The organism is Pedobacter glucosidilyticus (assembly GCF_002483235.1).
GTDB lineage: Bacteria > Bacteroidota > Bacteroidia > Sphingobacteriales > Sphingobacteriaceae > Pseudopedobacter > Pseudopedobacter glucosidilyticum_B.
In genome coordinates, this window is the sequence record NZ_DLHN01000027.1 from 170,681 (window position 1) to 188,866 (window position 18,186).

The following is an 18,186-nucleotide window of genomic DNA, read 5'->3' on the forward strand; positions in this document are numbered from 1 at the left end:
ATAGCATTATTTAATCACTCCAATAACCAATTAAGAAATTCTACTTCTATAGCTAAACTGGTTAAATACCCTACTTAACAGGGTACTAACAGGGTGCTAACAGGGTCATTACTCGTTTTTAACAAGATAATTAACCCTATAAAGACCTTTTAATTTACTTGCTAGTATCGCATTATTACTCTGTTAATATTTGCTTTGTATCAACTTTATGTTGAGGTCTCAATCATTAAGGATAATCTTAAAAATAATATCATGATGTTTAACAGCTTGGTAAGCATGATTGAATAATCTAGTTTTTTGATTTAATTGTACATGTTAATAGTGTTCTTACATGGGTATATTTAACCCGCTCTAAGACATAAATTTCCAAGTATAGAACCATCAAAAATGAAACTGCTTCTTTCACTTTCTTTATTCTGTATCATTAGCTCTTACGTTATAGCAAAAGAAAAATCTATTTCTCTTGCTGGTCAATGGAGATTTGAAATTGCAGATGCAACTTATCCGGCTTTTACCCAAACGTTAAAGGGGAAAATTCGTTTACCAGGCACTATTGATGATGCCGGTATTGGACCAAAAAATACTGCAACAGCTACGCTTGAAGGACCTTACAGGAAGTTTAATTATACAGGACCAGTTTATTATCAACGAGAGATTGAAATACCTGAAAATTGGAAAGGAAAGCGAATCAGCCTGTTTTTAGAACGTTGTCGTTGGACTACCAAGGTCTGGATTGATGATCAATATTTAGGAACTCAGGAGAGTCTTGTAGCACCTCATACTTATGAATTTGGGACAAATATTAAACCTGGGAAACATAAACTCACCATCTGTGTAGATAATACGGTAAAGCTAGATCTTGGTCGTTTTGTTTCTGCACTTTTTGGTGGTACATGGGGCAATATGAATGGCATTATCGGCCGTATAGCATTAGATGCAACACCACCAGTATGGATTCATAATATACAGGTTTATCCAAATATTGCTAAAAAAAATGCAGTGGTAAAAGTAGAGATTGGCAATGCAACAGGCAAGGCAGATAGTGGTGTAATGTATATCAATGGAAAAAACATTAAAGCCTATTGGGATACAAAAGGAGGGCAAGCCGAAGTAGAAATAGCTATGAGTACTGCAAAGCTATGGGATGAATTTACGCCAAATATGAGTAAGGTTACGGTGAAATTGGGTGGTGATGAACGCACTGTTCAATTTGGAATGCGAGAGTTTGCAATCAAAGAATCGCAATTTATTTTAAATGGCAGACCAATTTACTTGCGTGGTACTTTAGAATGTTCGATTTGGCCACTCACAGGATACCCACCAACTGATATTGGAGCCTGGAAGCGTATCTATAAAATCATGAAGTCTTACGGTCTCAATAGCATTCGTTTTCATTCTTGGACACCACCTGAAGCAGCATTTATTGCAGCAGATCAGGAGGGCATCATCGTACAAACAGAAGCCCCACAAGCCAATGTAGCAGCAGGTCAGGATCCTGCAAGAGATAAATTCATTGAAGCAGAGTTAAAACGTATTGTTGATACCTATGGCAATCATCCATCCTTTTGTTTAATGACACCAGGGAATGAATATGGTGGCAAAGATGAGGTATTATCACGATGGGTTCAGATGCTTATAACGCATGATTCTCGTCATGTTTACTCCTCTCCTTCTAATGCACAAAAGACTCAAAATCGTCAGTTTACGGTAACCGTTGGCGGCCGAGGGATATTTGGGCCTGGTACTTTTCGAGATTTAAGGAATGCTGTGGTTAAAGAGAAAATTCCAATAATAGGCCATGAAATTGGAGAATGGATGTATTATCCTGATTTTAAAGAAATAAAAAAATGGAATGGAGTGATGGAGTTGAAGAATTATGAAATGATTCGTGATGACCTCAATAAAAAAAATCTTCTTGACCAAGCACCAAAATATGTAGAAGCAAGCGGGAAATTTTCTACCTTATTGTATAAAGAAGAAATTGAAGTGCATTTGCGTACTCCGGGATATGGAGGATTTCAACTGTTAGATTTACATGATTATCCAACTCAAGGAACAGCATTGGTGGGGCCTCTTGATGCTTTTTGGAAATCTAAAGGCTTTGTTACGCCTAAAAAGTTTCGTGAATATTGTTCTAGTACTGTCCCGCTATTACGTATGCCTAAACGAACTTATACGCAAGATGAATCTTTTAATGCAAGTATTGATGTGGCACATTACGGTTCTACAGATTTATCAAAAGCACAAGTTCATTGGAAGATAAAAGATGAGCGAGGACATTTGATAGATGAGGGAAATCTTAAATCTGATGTTTTACCAACTGGAAAATTAAGTTCTATAGGAAATATTCAAGCATCATTGCTTAGTGCAAAAGCTCCTTGTAAGCTTACGGTAACTGTATCATTAACAAATGGAGCAAAAGCAATTAACAGTTGGGATATTTGGGTATATCCAACAAAAGTTGTAACCGAAGCACCATCAACCGTAACGGTATGTAACAGATGGGATATTGCCAAAAAAATGCTTGAAAGTGGCAAAAAAGTAGTGTTTTTTTCGCATCATACTTATACCAAATCCTCTATGCCTGGTAGGTTTTTACCCGTTTTTTGGAGTCCGATATGGTTTCCTACGCAAAGGCCAAATACAATGGGCTTATTGTGTAATCCGGATGAACCGTTTTTTGCAAAGTTTCCAACTGAAAATCACAGCAATTGGCAATGGTTTAACCTTATGGAGCATGCTCGTTTTTTCAATTTAGATAGTACTCCAGCCGCTTATCGTCCAATAATTCAGGTTATTGATAATTTTAAAAGAAACCATAAACTCGGAGTTGTTTTTGAAGCTACAGTTGGTAAGGGTAAGCTTTTAGTTTGTGGTTTTGATCCAACGGCAGTACCTCAGGATGCTGCTTGTCGCCAATTTTTAAGCAATTTATACGATTACGCCGGCTCTGATAAATTTGTACCCACGCAAGAGCTGAATTTAGAAATACTTGATAAGCTTTTTACACCTGAAATTGCCAGTATCAGTTCAGATAGTTTTGATGCCGTTGGGAAAAGAGAAACCTTTAAACCAGAGAATGCTATTGACGGTGATCCGATAACTTCTTGGCAGAGTAAAGGCAAAGACCCTGTCTCTCCTTATCCGCATGAACTTGTTTTAGAACTATACCATCCTACTAAACTAAAAGGACTTACTTGTCTTCCGGCAAGAGACCCTGAATATACCGGAGAAAAAGCAAGCTGGATTAAAGATTACGCCATATTTGTTAGTGATGATGGTAAAAAATGGGAAAAGTCTTTAGTTGAAGGTACCTTCAGTTATGATAATAAAATAAAGACGATTCTTTTTCCAGAGCCTGTAGCAGTGAAGTTCTTAAAACTTGTTGCCTTAAATGGCTTTAACCCTAAAGATCCTAAAGCATCATTAGCAGAAATAACACTTATTAAAGCTGATTAAAAAATATTCTGTAGCAGATTACTGAATATTTTTTTTTAGAATAGATTTATTCAAAATCCGAATCAACATGCTGATGATAAATCATCCTCTTGATTAAACAGTTCATGGAATTTTCGAAAATACCATCTTGATAGTTAAGCATTCAAGCCATCCACAATTTAAAAGAGGTTTAGCCTAAAAGCTTGATGGAAAAATACATCATCATACTTTTAAAGTTTATCTCATAGATCGGAGAAGAAGGTTCTATAGCCTATCTCGTCTAGCGATTTCGAACTAAAATATGTATTTTCTTATCTACTAATACCCCCCTCATCAAGGCTATTACAAGCATTTTCTAAAAAGCTAGACTTTGGTACAATCAAAATAGACTCTAGTACAATGCTAAAGCTTATGTTTTATCTAACATTGCTTTATAAACCAAATAAACCAATTATTAAAAATTTAAAACGAATGAAAAGCGCACCTCATATTGTGATGAACGCAGATTTTGGCGGTTCGCACATGACTACAAAGCTTATTTATATTAAACAGCGGCAACTTACTGGAGAAACTAGCATACATGAGGACTACGAAAATTTTAATTTAACCATACCTTATCTGTTTAATGATTATAAAGGTATCTCAAAAATTAAACGTATAGCCCAGTTTAACTCATTTCGCTGTTTAAATACGAAAAGAATGAATTTGAGTTACCTCGAAAAAATTGAGTATAATAAACCTAATTATAAACCAAACTAAATTTAGAAGTATGAATTTCTATGGTAGAAGCACTATACGTAAAAAGCAAAATTATACCTCCTTTAAAAGAAGTTTACCCATAGTGAAAATTACACTTACTTTAACCTTAGCAACCATCTTACAGGCTAGTGCCTCTGGATATGAACAAGCTACTCTTTCTCATCAAACAGAGAACTTTAAGCAAGTACAAAAACAGGTGATGGTTACTGGTAAAGTTACAGATGTAAATGGGGATGCTTTACCTGGTGTAGTTATAAAAGTAAAAAACACTAATATTTCTTCACAAACTAATGTTGATGGCAAATACAGTATCAAAGCTGCCGATGAAAATGCTATCCTCGTTTTCTCTTATTTAGGATTTAAAACCACAGAAAGAAAAATAGGTAATCAATCCATTATCAACGTTCAGTTAAGTGAAAATTATACCAACCTAAATGAAGTAGTAGTTGTAGGATATGGAACACAAGCTAAAAGTGAAATCACAGGTTCTGCAAGTTCCATAAAGGCTGATCAAATTGATCAGTTTGCCGGAGGTTCTATCAATACCAGTTTACAAGGTAAAATTGCAGGTTTACAAATCACAAACAATTCTGGCGAGCCTGGGGCTGGTGCCAACATTACCTTAAGAGGGGTTTCATCTATTAATGGAGCAAGTCAGCCTTTATTTATTATTGATGGAATTCCTGTAAATAATGACACCTTTGAATCTTTAAATGATGGTGCCTCTTTTAGTCCTTTAAATGATATCAATCCAGCAGATATTGCTTCTATTGAAGTGTTAAAAGATGCTGGAACCGCATCCATCTATGGTTCAAGAGCTTCTAACGGCGTTATATTAATTACTACTAAAACGGGAACAAGCACTAAGCCAACAATTAATTTGGCATATAATAGCAGTTTTGTAGATATTTCCAGAAAGATAGGGATTCTTAATGCTACTCAATTCAGAAGCGCAAATTATGATGCTGCTATCAATGCTACTGGCTTGCCACCAACCCGTATTCCTTTATATGATTCTTTACATCCCTACTATCGTGATTCTTATGATTATCAGGATATCATGTATCGCGAAACCTTTCAGCAAAAGCTAGATTTAAGTGTAAGTGGTACTTCTAAAGAGAAAAATGTAGATTATTTTATTAGTGCCGGTTACAGAGATTTAGCACCCATTGTTATTGAAACACAGTACAAACAGGTTTTCGGAAACGCCAAAGTAAATTATAACATCAGTAAATTTATTAAAGGCTCTACTAACTTTAATTTGTCAAACTATAATTATAACAGACAAGACAATAGTATTATTTTTAGGTATTTAGGAAGTTTCCCGGTGTATAGCCCTTATGATCCTATTACTGGAAGTATTATCCCTTTGTTTGAATCCTCTAGACCCAACCCTTTGGCGCAAGCTTTATACATGACCAATGATGTAAAAAGATGGCGTATTTTAGGTAAGCAAGAATTTACTGCTACTATTTTAAAAGGATTGGATTTTAGAACCAATATTTCCTTAGATTATAGTAATACAGAAAGTTTTTTCTACAACCCTCCTATTTTATCCACCAATTTATCAGCTCAATCCATTTTCAGCGACTATCGTCCTGAATTGAGATCTTCAATCGTAAATGAGAACACATTGACTTATAAAAAGACGTTTAAGAAAAAGCATAACCTTACTTTCTTGTTGGGCCAATCTTATCAAATTTTTAAAACCAATAGCACTTTTGTTAGAGGAATAGGAAATATCGACAACCAAATTACTGCTATTAGCGGCTCGGCAAGTATTTCAACTTTTAACCAAAGTATGCAAGAGAACGTTCTGCTTTCTTATTTTACCAGAGCAAATTATAACTATAAAAGTAAATACTTGTTTTCTTTCTTAATGAGAAGAGATGGTTCTTCGAGATTTGGAACTGCTAATCAAAACTCTTATTTCCCTTCTGTATCCGGAGGCTGGCGTTTTTCTGAAGAAAAATGGAGCAAAAAGTTAGGTTGGTTATATGATGGTAAATTAAGAGCGAGTTATGGTATCACTGGAAATCAAAATATTGCTAATTATGCTTCAAAAGGCTCTTTAGGAAGAGCCGGCTCTTATTTGGGTGAAGTTTCTATTACCGCAGATGCCCTTGGAAATGCAGATTTGAGATGGGAAACCACCAAACAATTTGATATAGGTACGGATCTTTCTTTCTTTAAAGGACGATTAAATTTTACAGCAGATTACTACACCAAAAACAGTAACGATTTATTATTTAACGTACAAATACCTACCCAAACAGGTTATAGCTTTATTCCGTTTAACTTCGGAAGTTTAAGTAATAAAGGTGTAGAGCTATCTGTAGACGGAGTAGTTATTGATAAAGCTTTTAAGTGGTCATCAACAATAACATTTGGTTTAAATAGAAATAAAGTTACTTCATTACCTGGTAATGAGGATTATAGACCAACTAATTTCAGTTTAGCTCGTGTTGGCGAAGCTGTTGGTGTTTTTTATGGCTTTAAAGCTTTAGGAATTTATGCCAGAGATGAAGACAATGTATATATAGATGCTAACGGACAGATTTCACAGTATAGAAGAGGCTCTGCAGATGGGGACATATATAAAGGTGGTGACGTTATTTTTGAAGACATCAATAATGATGGCATTATTGATATTGATGACCAGCAAATTATAGGAAATCCAACACCTAAAGCATTTGGCGGATTTCAAAATACTTTTTCTTACAAGCGTTTCACACTAAACCTATTTATCAATGCTGTTTTTGGTAACGATATCTTTAACGATTTAAACAGACGTTTAGATGGTAACCAATTTGACGTTAACTATTCTACTAAGCAATTAAGAAGATGGAGACAACAAGGTGATGTAACAGATGTGCCAAGACTAGAACGAGGTGATCGTATGAGAAATTATTCGGTAAGTAGTTTGTTTGTAGAAGATGGCTCTTTTATCAGAGTTCAAAATGTGGCCTTAAGTTACAATTTACCTCCAAAGACCATAAAGAATATTGGATTAAACGCTGCTAATTTAGGTTTTAGTGTTCAAAATCTATTCACTTTTGGTAGTTATACCGGCTATGACCCAGAGGTAAGTGCCGGAAACAACCCACTAGGGTTTGGTGTTGACAATGGTTCATTTCCTAGAACCAGATCTTATAACCTATCTCTAAACATTAAATTTTAATTACATGAAAAATATCATCAAACTTTTAACCGGATTAGGCTGTCTTATAACAGTTATTAGTTCATGTAAATCTGCTTTAGATCGTGACCCTCTAACAGAATATACTTACGATAATTATTGGAATGAGCCTTCGCAAGCTAGTGCGGCATTAAGTGGAGCATATTTCAGATTACAATCTACCTTAAATACTGAATTTGTCTTATACGGTGAAGCCAGAGCAGACATGCTTGCAGTACCCAGAGAAGACAATGTGACCAACTTGGCCCTTTTAGGAAATAGGTTAAGTCCTGATTTAGCGATATCTGATTGGTCTAACTTTTACAGGGTGATTGGTCAAGCCAACTTGATTATCAAGAATGTAAAAGAAATGAGGGAAAGAGGCATTTATGCTAATCAAACAGCCGAGTATAATAGAGTTTTAGGGCAGGCTTTAGGTTTAAGAGCATATTGCTATTTGCTGATGACTAAAGTTTGGGGAAATGTACCTCTTATTACCGAGCCTATATTAAGCAATGGAGACATTAATTCTTTTAAAACCCCAAGAACAGATTCTCTGAAAGTTTACAATCAGGTTGCTACAGATTTATTGCAAGCAAGAGATTTACTACCTGCATCTTATACAGATGCTAGAAGAACCAGAGCCACACTAACTAAAGGAGGAATTGACGCTATTCTTACCGATTATTTCATGTGGCGCAATAATGTTGATAGCGCATTAATATACTCTAGAAATATCTTAGACAATACTACGCAGTACAGATTAGCCGCATTACATGATCCTAACATAGATTATTTAAGCAGACCGCAAGTAGATATTGACAATACAGAATATGCCAAAATGTTTATTGATGGATTTAGTCCGGAATCTATTTTTGAGATTGAGTACAGCTTTGATGAAGGTACTACTTCTGGTTTATTAGCTTTATTTGCTGGTGGCGATGGTGTAGCCCAGTTTGTAGCTAATGCTGTTTTTGCTTCAAAATTTTCATCAACAGACTTAAGGAATTTGGCTAATTTTAGATCTAGTGTTCAAATATTTAAACAATTCCCTAAAGGAACTTTTGATAGAAATACCCAAAACGACAAAAATGTAATCCTGTACCGATTGGCAGATATCATCTTGCTAAGAGCCGAAGCCTTTGTTGCTAAAGGAGATAGAGCTGCTGCTTGGAATTTACTTAAGAGAATTAGAGAAAGAACATTTGGACCTGTAGAAATACAAACTCCGGATGCAAATTCACCAACAGGTTATGTAATTAATAATCCAAATCCCAATAACAAATTTAATACTGGTCCAACGGGTAGTAATGAAATGGCTGCATTTATGGCGCTTTCAAGAAGTGCAGCAATTGATGTTATTTTGGAAGAAAGACAAAAAGAGCTATGTTTTGAGGGTAAAAGATGGTTTGATTTGGTAAGAACTGGTAGAGTATTAACGGCCAAAGTTACCGCTAATGGTGTGGAACGCCCTCTTGTAGTTAATGCAGCAAACATCTTATTTCCGATTAACTTAAATGTGATTAGATTAAACCCATTGATCGAGCAAAATAATTTTTACAAATAAAATCAAGAAATGATGAAGAAAATAACTTATCTAAAGATTTTAATCTGTACAATGATACTCAGTATGAGTATCACCTCTTGTGAAAAATTTTCACTACTTAAAAATGAAAATGTAGAGCATATTTCAGCTGGTGTAAATCTTAAAACTAAGACCGTATGGGAATTTATATCAGAAAATAACTTCCATGAAAATGACCCTACCAAGATTGGTTTATTTGGTAAAGCTATACAACATGCAGGTTTAAAAGATTTACTAAATGATTCTAAACAAAACTTAACGGTAATTATTCCTAATGATGATGTACTTCAAAATTTCATTGAAGGTTTAGGTTATACTGAAGTAGAAGATGTACCAGCTATTATTTTGAAGAATATCTTACTAAACAATATTATTGAGAGACGTGTAAGATCTTTTGATTTAGAAGCAGGCGTAAATTATTCTTACCCTAGTTTAAGTAATGATAGCTTATACCTAACCCGTAGTATTGCTGTTGGCAACGAGTATGTACTAACCGTTAATTCATCACCCAATGCAAGCTCCGTGAGTGCTAGCGTTAGAACTCAAAATTTAGAATTTATTAATGGGGTAGCTCATGTGGTAAACACTTTCACCTATTATACAGCTAAAACAAATCCTAAGGATCAAGTAAACCCAGCTAATGTTTCTATTTTAACTGATACCATTTACGTGACTAAAGATACTTACCTTCAGAATGGAACTGCTAATAGAACATTAAATTATGGCAGTATACAAGACGTACAAACTAAATTGTTTGGCGCTACAGGTAATGCCGCAAGTTTTAGTAAAAGGACTTTAACTCAGTATGCTGTTAGGGGACCTCGTTTTAATGGTAGAATTGGAACTGTAAGGCTAGAAATGTTTTTCAATACTATTCAAATTAACAATCCTCAAACTCCTACTACCATGAATTTCTTTGAAGAGCAAAATGTTGATTGGAACGAAAGCACAGTAAGCTGGGTAACTGCACCAACTTTTGGTTCTATTTCAATTGGTAGCTTAAGTTTAACTCAAGCCATGAGAAATACATGGGCAAATATTGACATTACTTCTTTCTATAATGCTGCTTTAAGCCAAGGTAAAACCTTTGTAAATATTGGTGGTGCTGTTGTTCCAGATTTAAACACACATTTCCGTTCTAAAGAATTCAGTGGTGGGGCTTTCAGATCAAGATTAATTCTTAGCAGTCCACCGGTTAGTATTATTAGTCCCGCAGCAAATAATCCAATAGAAGTTCAGGTTTCAAACCCAGTTAAAGTATTGTCTTTAAATGAGCTTAGATTTCAAGGTACTGCTGATAAAAACATTTCTTACACTTTAACTCAGGCTCCTCAAAACGGATTCTTAGTTTTAAATGGTATCCCATTACTTGTAAACGCTTCTTTTACACAAGAGCAGATAGCTAAAGGTGTAGTAAAATACTTGTACAATGGCACTGCCCCAAGTACAGATACTGCAATTTTAGAGGCTAGAGATTTCCAAGGAGGTATATATAATCAGTTAGTTAACTTAACATTTAATATCAGATAATTATATCTGAAATATAGTTTTAGAGGCTGTCTCAAATCACCACTTTGTGTCAGGCTGAGCGGAGTCGAAGCCTTTTCTGAGTATATCAGAGAACATTTCGACTCCGCTCAATGTGACAAATATGATTTTTGAGACAGCCTCTTTTTTTATCTATGTAGAGATGACTGAAAGACATAATGATGCTATATTTTTGGTGGAATAAATAATTTTAACCATTTAAGAATTATACTGATATCCCTCATTGTAAAATAATTCAAACAAAAGAAATTAATACAAGCTAAACTTTAGCCGAGTCCATTTTTTTTATTAGTTTAGTGCAAGCCAACATAAACGGGTAAAATATCATTGCTTTTTTTCTGTCGATTTTTAATTAAACTCTTTGAGAGAATTACTTCTCTCTACAAGGATATTTTTAAACTAAAAATATCTAATGGCACTTTATTGCTGTTTTTTTTATTACTTGTACAGCAAACTAGTTATGCTCAGGCTAGATTCTTTAGCCAGCAATTAGACAATAGTACAGGCTTATCTAACAGCTGTTTAAATTCTATCTATCAAGATTCTGATAAACTTATGTGGTTTGGAACTTGGGACGGCCTAAGTATGTACGATGGCTCCTCTTTTCACATATTTGAATACAGCCAAAGCAATACTAAAAAAAGTATCAGAAGCAATATAATTTATCAGATAAAGGAAGATAAAAACAAGAATATATGGATTGCAACAATTGAAGGCATATCTAAGTATGATAAGTTAACTGGAAATTTTGAACACTATTTTTATAGTAAAGACCTTAATGATAAGGTTATAAACAAGGGCTTTCTTTTAGCAAAGGATTTAGATGGAACAATTTACGGTATCCAGAAAACTGATTCGTTTGTTAACTATTACGATACCAAAACCTCTAACTTTAAGAGATGCGATTTACCTGAATTTAAGCAAGGAAAAATATCAAAAATCATAAGTGACTATGCCAATAGATTATGGATTGTTACCAGAGGCGGAGGTTTGCAGGCTTATCAAAAGCGGAACAATAAGTTTACCAAAATTAAAAATTTAAACCTGCCAGATGATGTAGTAGATGTTTATGATGTCAACAGCACTATATTTTATACCACCTCTAATAAACAACTGTTTAAAGCAAATGAGCAACTTAATTTTAAACAAGTAGCTGTTTTACCAAATGCTTTAAAAGCCATTACTTTCTTTAAAAACAACTATATCCTAGCTTGGTCTTCTAAAGGACTAGCTGAGTATAATACTGATTTTAAGCCTTCTAATAATTTAGAAGATGAGCTGCAGCCTTTACAAAATACAAGAATTACTTCTTTATATGTAGGCAGTCAAAACATACTTTGGATTGGTACAGATGGAAGTGGAGTAGTTAAAATTGCCGAAAAGCAAAATCATTTTGGTTTGGTAAAGCAATTGCCAGGAGGAGGAAAAATCAATACTCCTATTAGAGCCTTTAATGAAGTTGATCATCAATTATGGATTGGAACTAAAGGAAATGGTATCATCACCATAAGCAATTTGGGTAAACCTAATGCCTCTAGCAGTTCCATCAAAACGTTTTATTCTGTTTATGGCTTATTAGATAACTGTGTTTATTCTATCCAAAAAGGGAAAGATAATTTTGTTTATGTAGGTTCTGATGCATTAGGCGTTACCTTGTATGACCAGCAGCAAAAAAAATGGTACACTTGGGACAAAATCTTAGAACATGATAAATACGACTCATTTAACTCTGTTCATAGTATTTTAATCGATAGAGACAGCTCTGTTTGGTTAGGATTAGAAACTTTTGGATTAATTCATGTTAAAATAAAAAGAAATAAGACTGGCTTACCTACCATCCAATACTTAAGAAAATACCCATATACAGGTAATAGATTTGGACCTGGTAATAATGTGATTTATACTTTAGAGAACGGCAATAACAACCAGCTATATGTTGGCTGTAGATATGGTGGATTGAGCATTTTTAATAAAAAAACAAAGACTTTTAGGACCATCAACGCCTTTTCTTATAAAAATAGCCTTTCAAATAATGATGTTCTGGCCTTATATAAAGATAAAACCAATAAACTTTGGATAGGTACCAGTTATGGCCTGAATTATATTGAAGAAAAGGACTTAATTAAAGACAAGCCTGTTTTTAAGAAAATCACCAAAGAGAATGGTTTACCAAATAATACCGTTCATACCATTACGCAAGATAACGAAGGTTTTATTTGGGCAAGTACAAATAAAGGTCTGGTGAAGATTAATCCAACATCTTTACAAATAGTAAGGTTTAAAGCAGCAGATGGCCTACAAAGTGATGAATTTAGTGATAACGCTGTTTGGAAAAACAGTGAAGGCTATCTGTTTTTTGGTGGGATTTATGGCTTTAATTATTTTCTCCCAAAGAATATAAAAACCAATAATTATCAGCCTAATTTGCTGCTTAGTGAAATTCAAATGGCTGGATTGTCAGAAGAAGTATCACAGTTTAACATTTTAAGTGCAAAAAATAATGCTCGTCCAAAAGAATATATTTTATCTCCGGGCGATAACTTTTTCGAGCTCAGAATTAAAGCAATAGATTATACAGGTTCTGAAAAATCTAATTACACCTATTTTTTAGAAGGAAATGATAAAGTGTGGCATTATTTAAGCCAAGACAATAAAATCACCTACAGTAATATTCCACCCGGTAATTATACCTTGAAATTAAAGTGGTCTAATGAAAGTGGCGTTTGGACTAACGAAGTTATAGCCTTTAACCTTCAAATAAAGCAATATTTTTGGCTTACATGGATAGCTTTTCTAGGCTATTTTATTATAGCCGCATCAGGACTTTATGTTTTTTATAGATATAGAAGAAATAAGGTGAAAATGCAATATGAGCTATCTATGGAGCACATGTTGAGAGAGAAAGACGAAGAAGTTCATCAAGAACAACTTAATTTCTTTACCAATATCGCTCATGAATTGCAAACACCATTAACACTGATATTAGGTTCTCTTGAACGCTATTTTCTTAAAGCAAAAACAGATACTAAACAAGGGCATAATTATTTTCTTTCTATTGTCAATCAGCAGGCTTCTCGCTTAAATTATTTGGTTTATCAGCTTTTAGAATTTAGAAAAGCCGAAGCAGGGCATCTTAAAAATCATTATAGTTATGTAAATATTAGTAAGCTTTTAACTAATATTTCTGAGCTGTTTTTGCATGTAAATGATCAGGATAAATTTTATTATACTGCGAATATAGAACCTGATATAGAAACCTGGGTAGATAAAGATAAACTAGAAAAAATCATCTTTAATTTACTTTCAAACGCATTTAAACATACTCATGCTGGTAATACTATCCAATTTTCTGTAACTAAAAATTCAGAAAATCAGCAATTAGAAATTAAGGTATCAAATTCTGGGTATAATTTGTCTAAAGAGGAATTATCTAATTTGTTTGACAGGTTTTTTGTTGTTGATGATACCCAGCAAAGCAAAATAAGCTCGGGTATTGGTTTAGCATTTACCAGAGAGCTGGTTAACCTTTTAAAAGGAGATATAGCAGTTTCATCAGAAAATAACTGGATTTTTTTCACAGTAAAACTACCACTTAACTACATTCCTGCCGAGGAAGAAAAACTGAAACACAGTATTGATAAATTAGATAAACCATCTTATTTACTAACTTCTATGGCTATTGAACAAGATGGCACTGAAGAGAAAATTATATTTGATAATAATAAGCAAGCGGTTCTAAATAGTGTTGAAAATCAAGACAAAAAAAGCATTTTAATTATTGAAGATGAGCCTTCCATTAGGTACTTATTAAAAGATATTCTAAAAGATGTCTATAATGTTTATGAGGCCGAGAATGGAAAAAAAGCATTAGATATTGTAAGGAAAATAATCCCTAACCTTATCATAAGTGATATTATGATGCCTGATATGAGCGGATTAGAAGTTTGTAACATCATTAAAAACACACCCGAAACTTGCCATATTCCATTTATTATCCTATCAGCCAGGGGAACTATTGAACAGAAAAACGAAGGTTATGAGGCTGGCGCCGATGCTTACCTTCCTAAGCCATTTCATACAGAGAATTTACTGTTAAGGGTAAGAAAATTGTTGGAATATCAACAAAGGTTACATGATTTATTTAATAAAGATCAATCTCCAATAAAAATTCCTGATGTTGGAATGAAACATAATGACAAAGAATTTTTGGAGCAAACTATTGCTTTAATAGAAGAGAAAATGGACGATGAAAGTTTAGATGCCGTTTATCTGGAAAACAAGCTAGGAATGAGTAAGGCAAACTTTTATAAAAAGTTAAAAGCTTTGTCGAACATGACACCTGGAGAATTAATTAAGAGTATTCGTTTACAACAAGCAAGCGAATTATTAAAAAATTCTGAGCTTACAGTTTTAGAAATATTTTATAAAACAGGCTTTAGTAATCTATCTTATTTTTACCGCGAGTTTAAAAAGAAGTATAATTGTTCTCCAGCAGAATACAGAGCAAAACATAAGTTACCCCTACATTAAGTTTTAGAAAAGCATTTCTGTATTATTCAAATTAGCTTTCGAGATTTCAATATTAAACGGCTTTAAAACACAGTTTTAGGACTAAAATATAATATTTAAATACTATAGTACAATAAGTCATTTTAGGATAAACGTAACATTGTATTCATTAAAAAACACTTTTTTTTTAATGTTAACCATACCAATTAATCCTAAAAGAAATGAAAAAAACTTTACTTATTTCAGCGCTTGCATGCTATTTCGGAATTAAAGCTCATGCGCAAACAACGTTATTTTCTCAAAATTTTAATAGTAGTGCAGTACTAACAGATTATTACAATGTATCTCCTACCACCAACCAGTTTGATAATATTGTTAGTGGCAATCCTACTAATGCTGCTATATCAATTAATAATAACGCATTAAGACTAGTAAAAACAGGGGCTTTTAATGGTGGTGCAAATACTTTTTATGCTATTCGTAGTACAGCAATAGGTAGTGGTTCAAATTTAGATTTAGTTCAATACAAGTTTGATTATACAGTTTCAAACATTACCACTATATCTACTACTGGAATACCGAATTATCATTTTTTGGTTGGAAGTTCAGTTACAAATGATGCTGCTGCCGTAAATTACCATAGTAAAGTAACCATTACTCATACCAATACTACAACAGCTCCATTTACCTGGTATATTGCAAATAATAACACAAGTAATACGCTTTATAGCGGAACACAGACCATTACCTTAATTGCCAACAACTCTGGAGCAGTAAAATCCTACATTGCGCCTGACGGTTCAACTACATCAGTTGCTAATGATGCTTATGATATTTGGGTAGGTACTACTTTAGAGGTAAATGATTTAGCCGCTTTAAATACCGGCGATATCTTATCAAAATTTAAATTTGGATTGCCTGCCAATACATTAGCTGCAACGTTTGATGTTGACAATATAGTTGTAACATCATTACCAACCACTTTACCTATCTCTTTAACCTCTTTCACAGCCAAAGCGGTAGATAAAAACATCTTATTGAACTGGACAACAGCTTCAGAAGAAAATAACGATTATTTTGAGATTCAACACTCTGCTAATGGAAAATCTTTTACCACAATTGGTAAACTCAATGGAGCAGGAACTTCTAAAGTTGTTAAAGATTACTCGTTTACAGATGAAAACCCGTTTGCTGGCACTAATTATTACAAATTAATACAGCATGATTTTGATGGTAAAACCTCTGAGTTTATCACATCCGCTAGTTCAAAAATTGCGGCTTCGCAGCTTTCTGCTTATGCAACTTCAACAGATGTAAACATTACACTTTCATCACCAAATAATACAAAAGGTAAATTACAACTTTTTGATATTTCAGGACGAAAATTATCAGAAACCACAGTTGACGTAAATAAAGGATACAATACGTTTTCTCTACCATCAACACTTCAAAGCGGCATACATATTTTAAGATATACAACAGAAAGCGAAATCATTAATCAGAAGTTTTTGAGATAACTAATTCTGCGACTTTAAAGAAAACTAACTATTAACCTAAATTAAACTTAATGCGACGAATAAGCCATTTTAATGATTCTAAGATTTTAAGTAAACTTTTTCCAGTTGAACTAAGTTTAAAAATGTTTTTTCAAAAATTTTTTCTTATGCTAATCACTCCTTTCCAAAAGGCTGTACAACATCGTGTGCAATTAATTCCAATACTACTATTAACCATAACAATGGTATTATTTTCATGTAAAAAGACAGCTCCTACTGAAGATAAAAAGCTAGTTATTAAGGATTTATTTGTTGAACGCGAGCCTTATAATTTTATTCTAGGCACACATGCTATATCAGGTAGCTATCAATTTACAACCAATGTTAGTTTAATAGAACAAGCACAAAAAGTGAGAGAGATGGGCTCTAACATTCTTAAAATCTCTTTAGGTAAAGACGCTACTAGTATTTATAAAATTAATGAGACATTTCCTAGTAAAACCACATTAGAACTTTTCTCCAATAATGCAGCTTATAAAATAGCCTGTGACATGGATTTTAAGTATATCTTTCTTTGGGTTCATACTTTAACAAATGTTGATTGGAAGAGCACTATTAGTCCTAAGAATGAGAAAATTTTATACGATGAAATGTACAAGTTTGCCACTTATCTTCTCAATAGGTATGACAATTCAGGAAAAACATTTTTTATAGGAAATTGGGAAGGTGATTGGTTATTGATTCCTAATTATGATGCTAGCGTAACACCATCAGCAGCTTCTTTAAACAACATGGCTAAGTGGTTTCAGATAAGACAAAGGGCCATTGATGATGCTAAAGCGGCATCTACATCTAAAAATGTTTATATGTATCATTACATAGAGGCTAATTTAGTTAAGAAGGGTATGAATGGCCAACCCTGTGTTGCACAATCTGTAATACCTCAAGTAAATGTAGATTTAATTTCATATTCCAGTTATGAATCAATCAAAGGTCCAAACTATGATGCAAAAAAGAATGATTTAACAGCTGCTTTTAATTATCTAGAATCAAAGCTTCAGCCAAAGCCTTCACTACCATTTTCTAAAAGAGTTTTTATTGGAGAATACGGTTTTCAGGCAGATGCCACAAGACCTACCACGCTACAACAGCAATTCAATCAAAGCAAAGAAATAATGAAAATAGCCTTTGAGCTCAATTTACCATTTGCATTACACTGGCAAATGTATAATAATGAATATGATAATATTACCAAAGCCTCCAAAAATATGTCGCTGATTAATGAACAAGGAGAGAAAACAAGGTTATATAGCCTTCATCAGGATTTTTACCAAAAAATGAATGCTTACCTTAAAGAAGAAAAGTTAAAGAATAATACTTATCCAACTTCAGAACAATTTAGAACTAAAGCTATAGAAGTATTATCCACACTCACATTTTAGTGGTTTTTGAAACATCTTATATACATGAATTTGATCTTCAAAAAAAATCTCTCATCCATTAAAGGATAATGAGTTTCTATAATTAAGTAATTATACCTGTTGTGCATTTAGAAATTAGAAGAAATAAGATTGTTAATTCGGTTAAAATATTTTAAAACCTCTATACTAAACTTAGATAAAGGCTATATAGAGAAGAAATTTAGACTTTTTTTTAAGCTCTTCGAATATCTT

At 33.5% G+C, this 18,186-nt stretch carries 8 protein-coding genes; all 8 read left to right on the forward strand.

The window, feature by feature from the left end; translation table 11 throughout:
• The first annotated feature begins 387 nt into the window (after positions 1 to 387).
• The 8 genes from B2745_RS12230 to B2745_RS12265 all read left to right on the forward strand — a co-directional run bounded on the left by B2745_RS12230 (position 388) and on the right by B2745_RS12265 (position 17,955).
• The gene (locus B2745_RS12230) at positions 388 to 3,459 is read left to right on the forward strand and encodes a discoidin domain-containing protein (RefSeq protein WP_304066997.1); all 3,072 of its coding nucleotides are present in this window, start codon (positions 388 to 390) and stop codon (positions 3,457 to 3,459) included.
• A 450-nt stretch (positions 3,460 to 3,909) separates the two neighbouring features.
• Positions 3,910 to 4,197: a hypothetical protein gene (locus B2745_RS12235; RefSeq protein WP_304066999.1), complete on the forward strand. Its 288-nt coding sequence runs from the start codon at positions 3,910 to 3,912 to the stop codon at positions 4,195 to 4,197.
• 10 nt (positions 4,198 to 4,207) lie between these two features.
• The gene (locus B2745_RS12240) at positions 4,208 to 7,378 is read left to right on the forward strand and encodes a SusC/RagA family TonB-linked outer membrane protein (protein WP_304067000.1); all 3,171 of its coding nucleotides are present in this window, start codon (positions 4,208 to 4,210) and stop codon (positions 7,376 to 7,378) included.
• A gap of 4 nt (positions 7,379 to 7,382) precedes the next feature.
• Entirely contained in the window at positions 7,383 to 8,942 is a 1,560-nt protein-coding gene (locus tag B2745_RS12245) for a RagB/SusD family nutrient uptake outer membrane protein (protein WP_304067002.1), read from the forward strand.
• Between the two features lie 9 nt (positions 8,943 to 8,951).
• Entirely contained in the window at positions 8,952 to 10,490 is a 1,539-nt protein-coding gene (locus tag B2745_RS12250) for a DUF7594 domain-containing protein (RefSeq protein WP_304067005.1), read from the forward strand.
• A gap of 441 nt (positions 10,491 to 10,931) precedes the next feature.
• Entirely contained in the window at positions 10,932 to 15,038 is a 4,107-nt protein-coding gene (locus B2745_RS12255) for a hybrid sensor histidine kinase/response regulator transcription factor (protein WP_304067007.1), read from the forward strand.
• A 200-nt stretch (positions 15,039 to 15,238) separates the two neighbouring features.
• Complete coding sequence (locus tag B2745_RS12260) at positions 15,239 to 16,534, forward strand: T9SS type A sorting domain-containing protein (protein WP_304067009.1); 1,296 nt, start codon at positions 15,239 to 15,241, stop codon at positions 16,532 to 16,534.
• Between the two features lie 146 nt (positions 16,535 to 16,680).
• Complete coding sequence (locus tag B2745_RS12265; protein WP_304067011.1) at positions 16,681 to 17,955, forward strand: hypothetical protein; 1,275 nt, start codon at positions 16,681 to 16,683, stop codon at positions 17,953 to 17,955.
• The last annotated feature ends 231 nt before the right edge of the window (positions 17,956 to 18,186 follow it).

Coding starts and splice junctions, on each gene's coding strand:
- B2745_RS12230 (WP_304066997.1), top strand. CDS start 388: ATGAAACTGCTTCTTTCACTTTCTTTATTCTGTATCATTAGCTCTTAC.
- B2745_RS12235 (WP_304066999.1), top strand. CDS start 3,910: ATGAAAAGCGCACCTCATATTGTGATGAACGCAGATTTTGGCGGTTCG.
- B2745_RS12240 (WP_304067000.1), top strand. CDS start 4,208: ATGAATTTCTATGGTAGAAGCACTATACGTAAAAAGCAAAATTATACC.
- B2745_RS12245 (WP_304067002.1), top strand. CDS start 7,383: ATGAAAAATATCATCAAACTTTTAACCGGATTAGGCTGTCTTATAACA.
- B2745_RS12250 (WP_304067005.1), top strand. CDS start 8,952: ATGATGAAGAAAATAACTTATCTAAAGATTTTAATCTGTACAATGATA.
- B2745_RS12260 (WP_304067009.1), top strand. CDS start 15,239: ATGAAAAAAACTTTACTTATTTCAGCGCTTGCATGCTATTTCGGAATT.
- B2745_RS12265 (WP_304067011.1), top strand. CDS start 16,681: ATGCTAATCACTCCTTTCCAAAAGGCTGTACAACATCGTGTGCAATTA.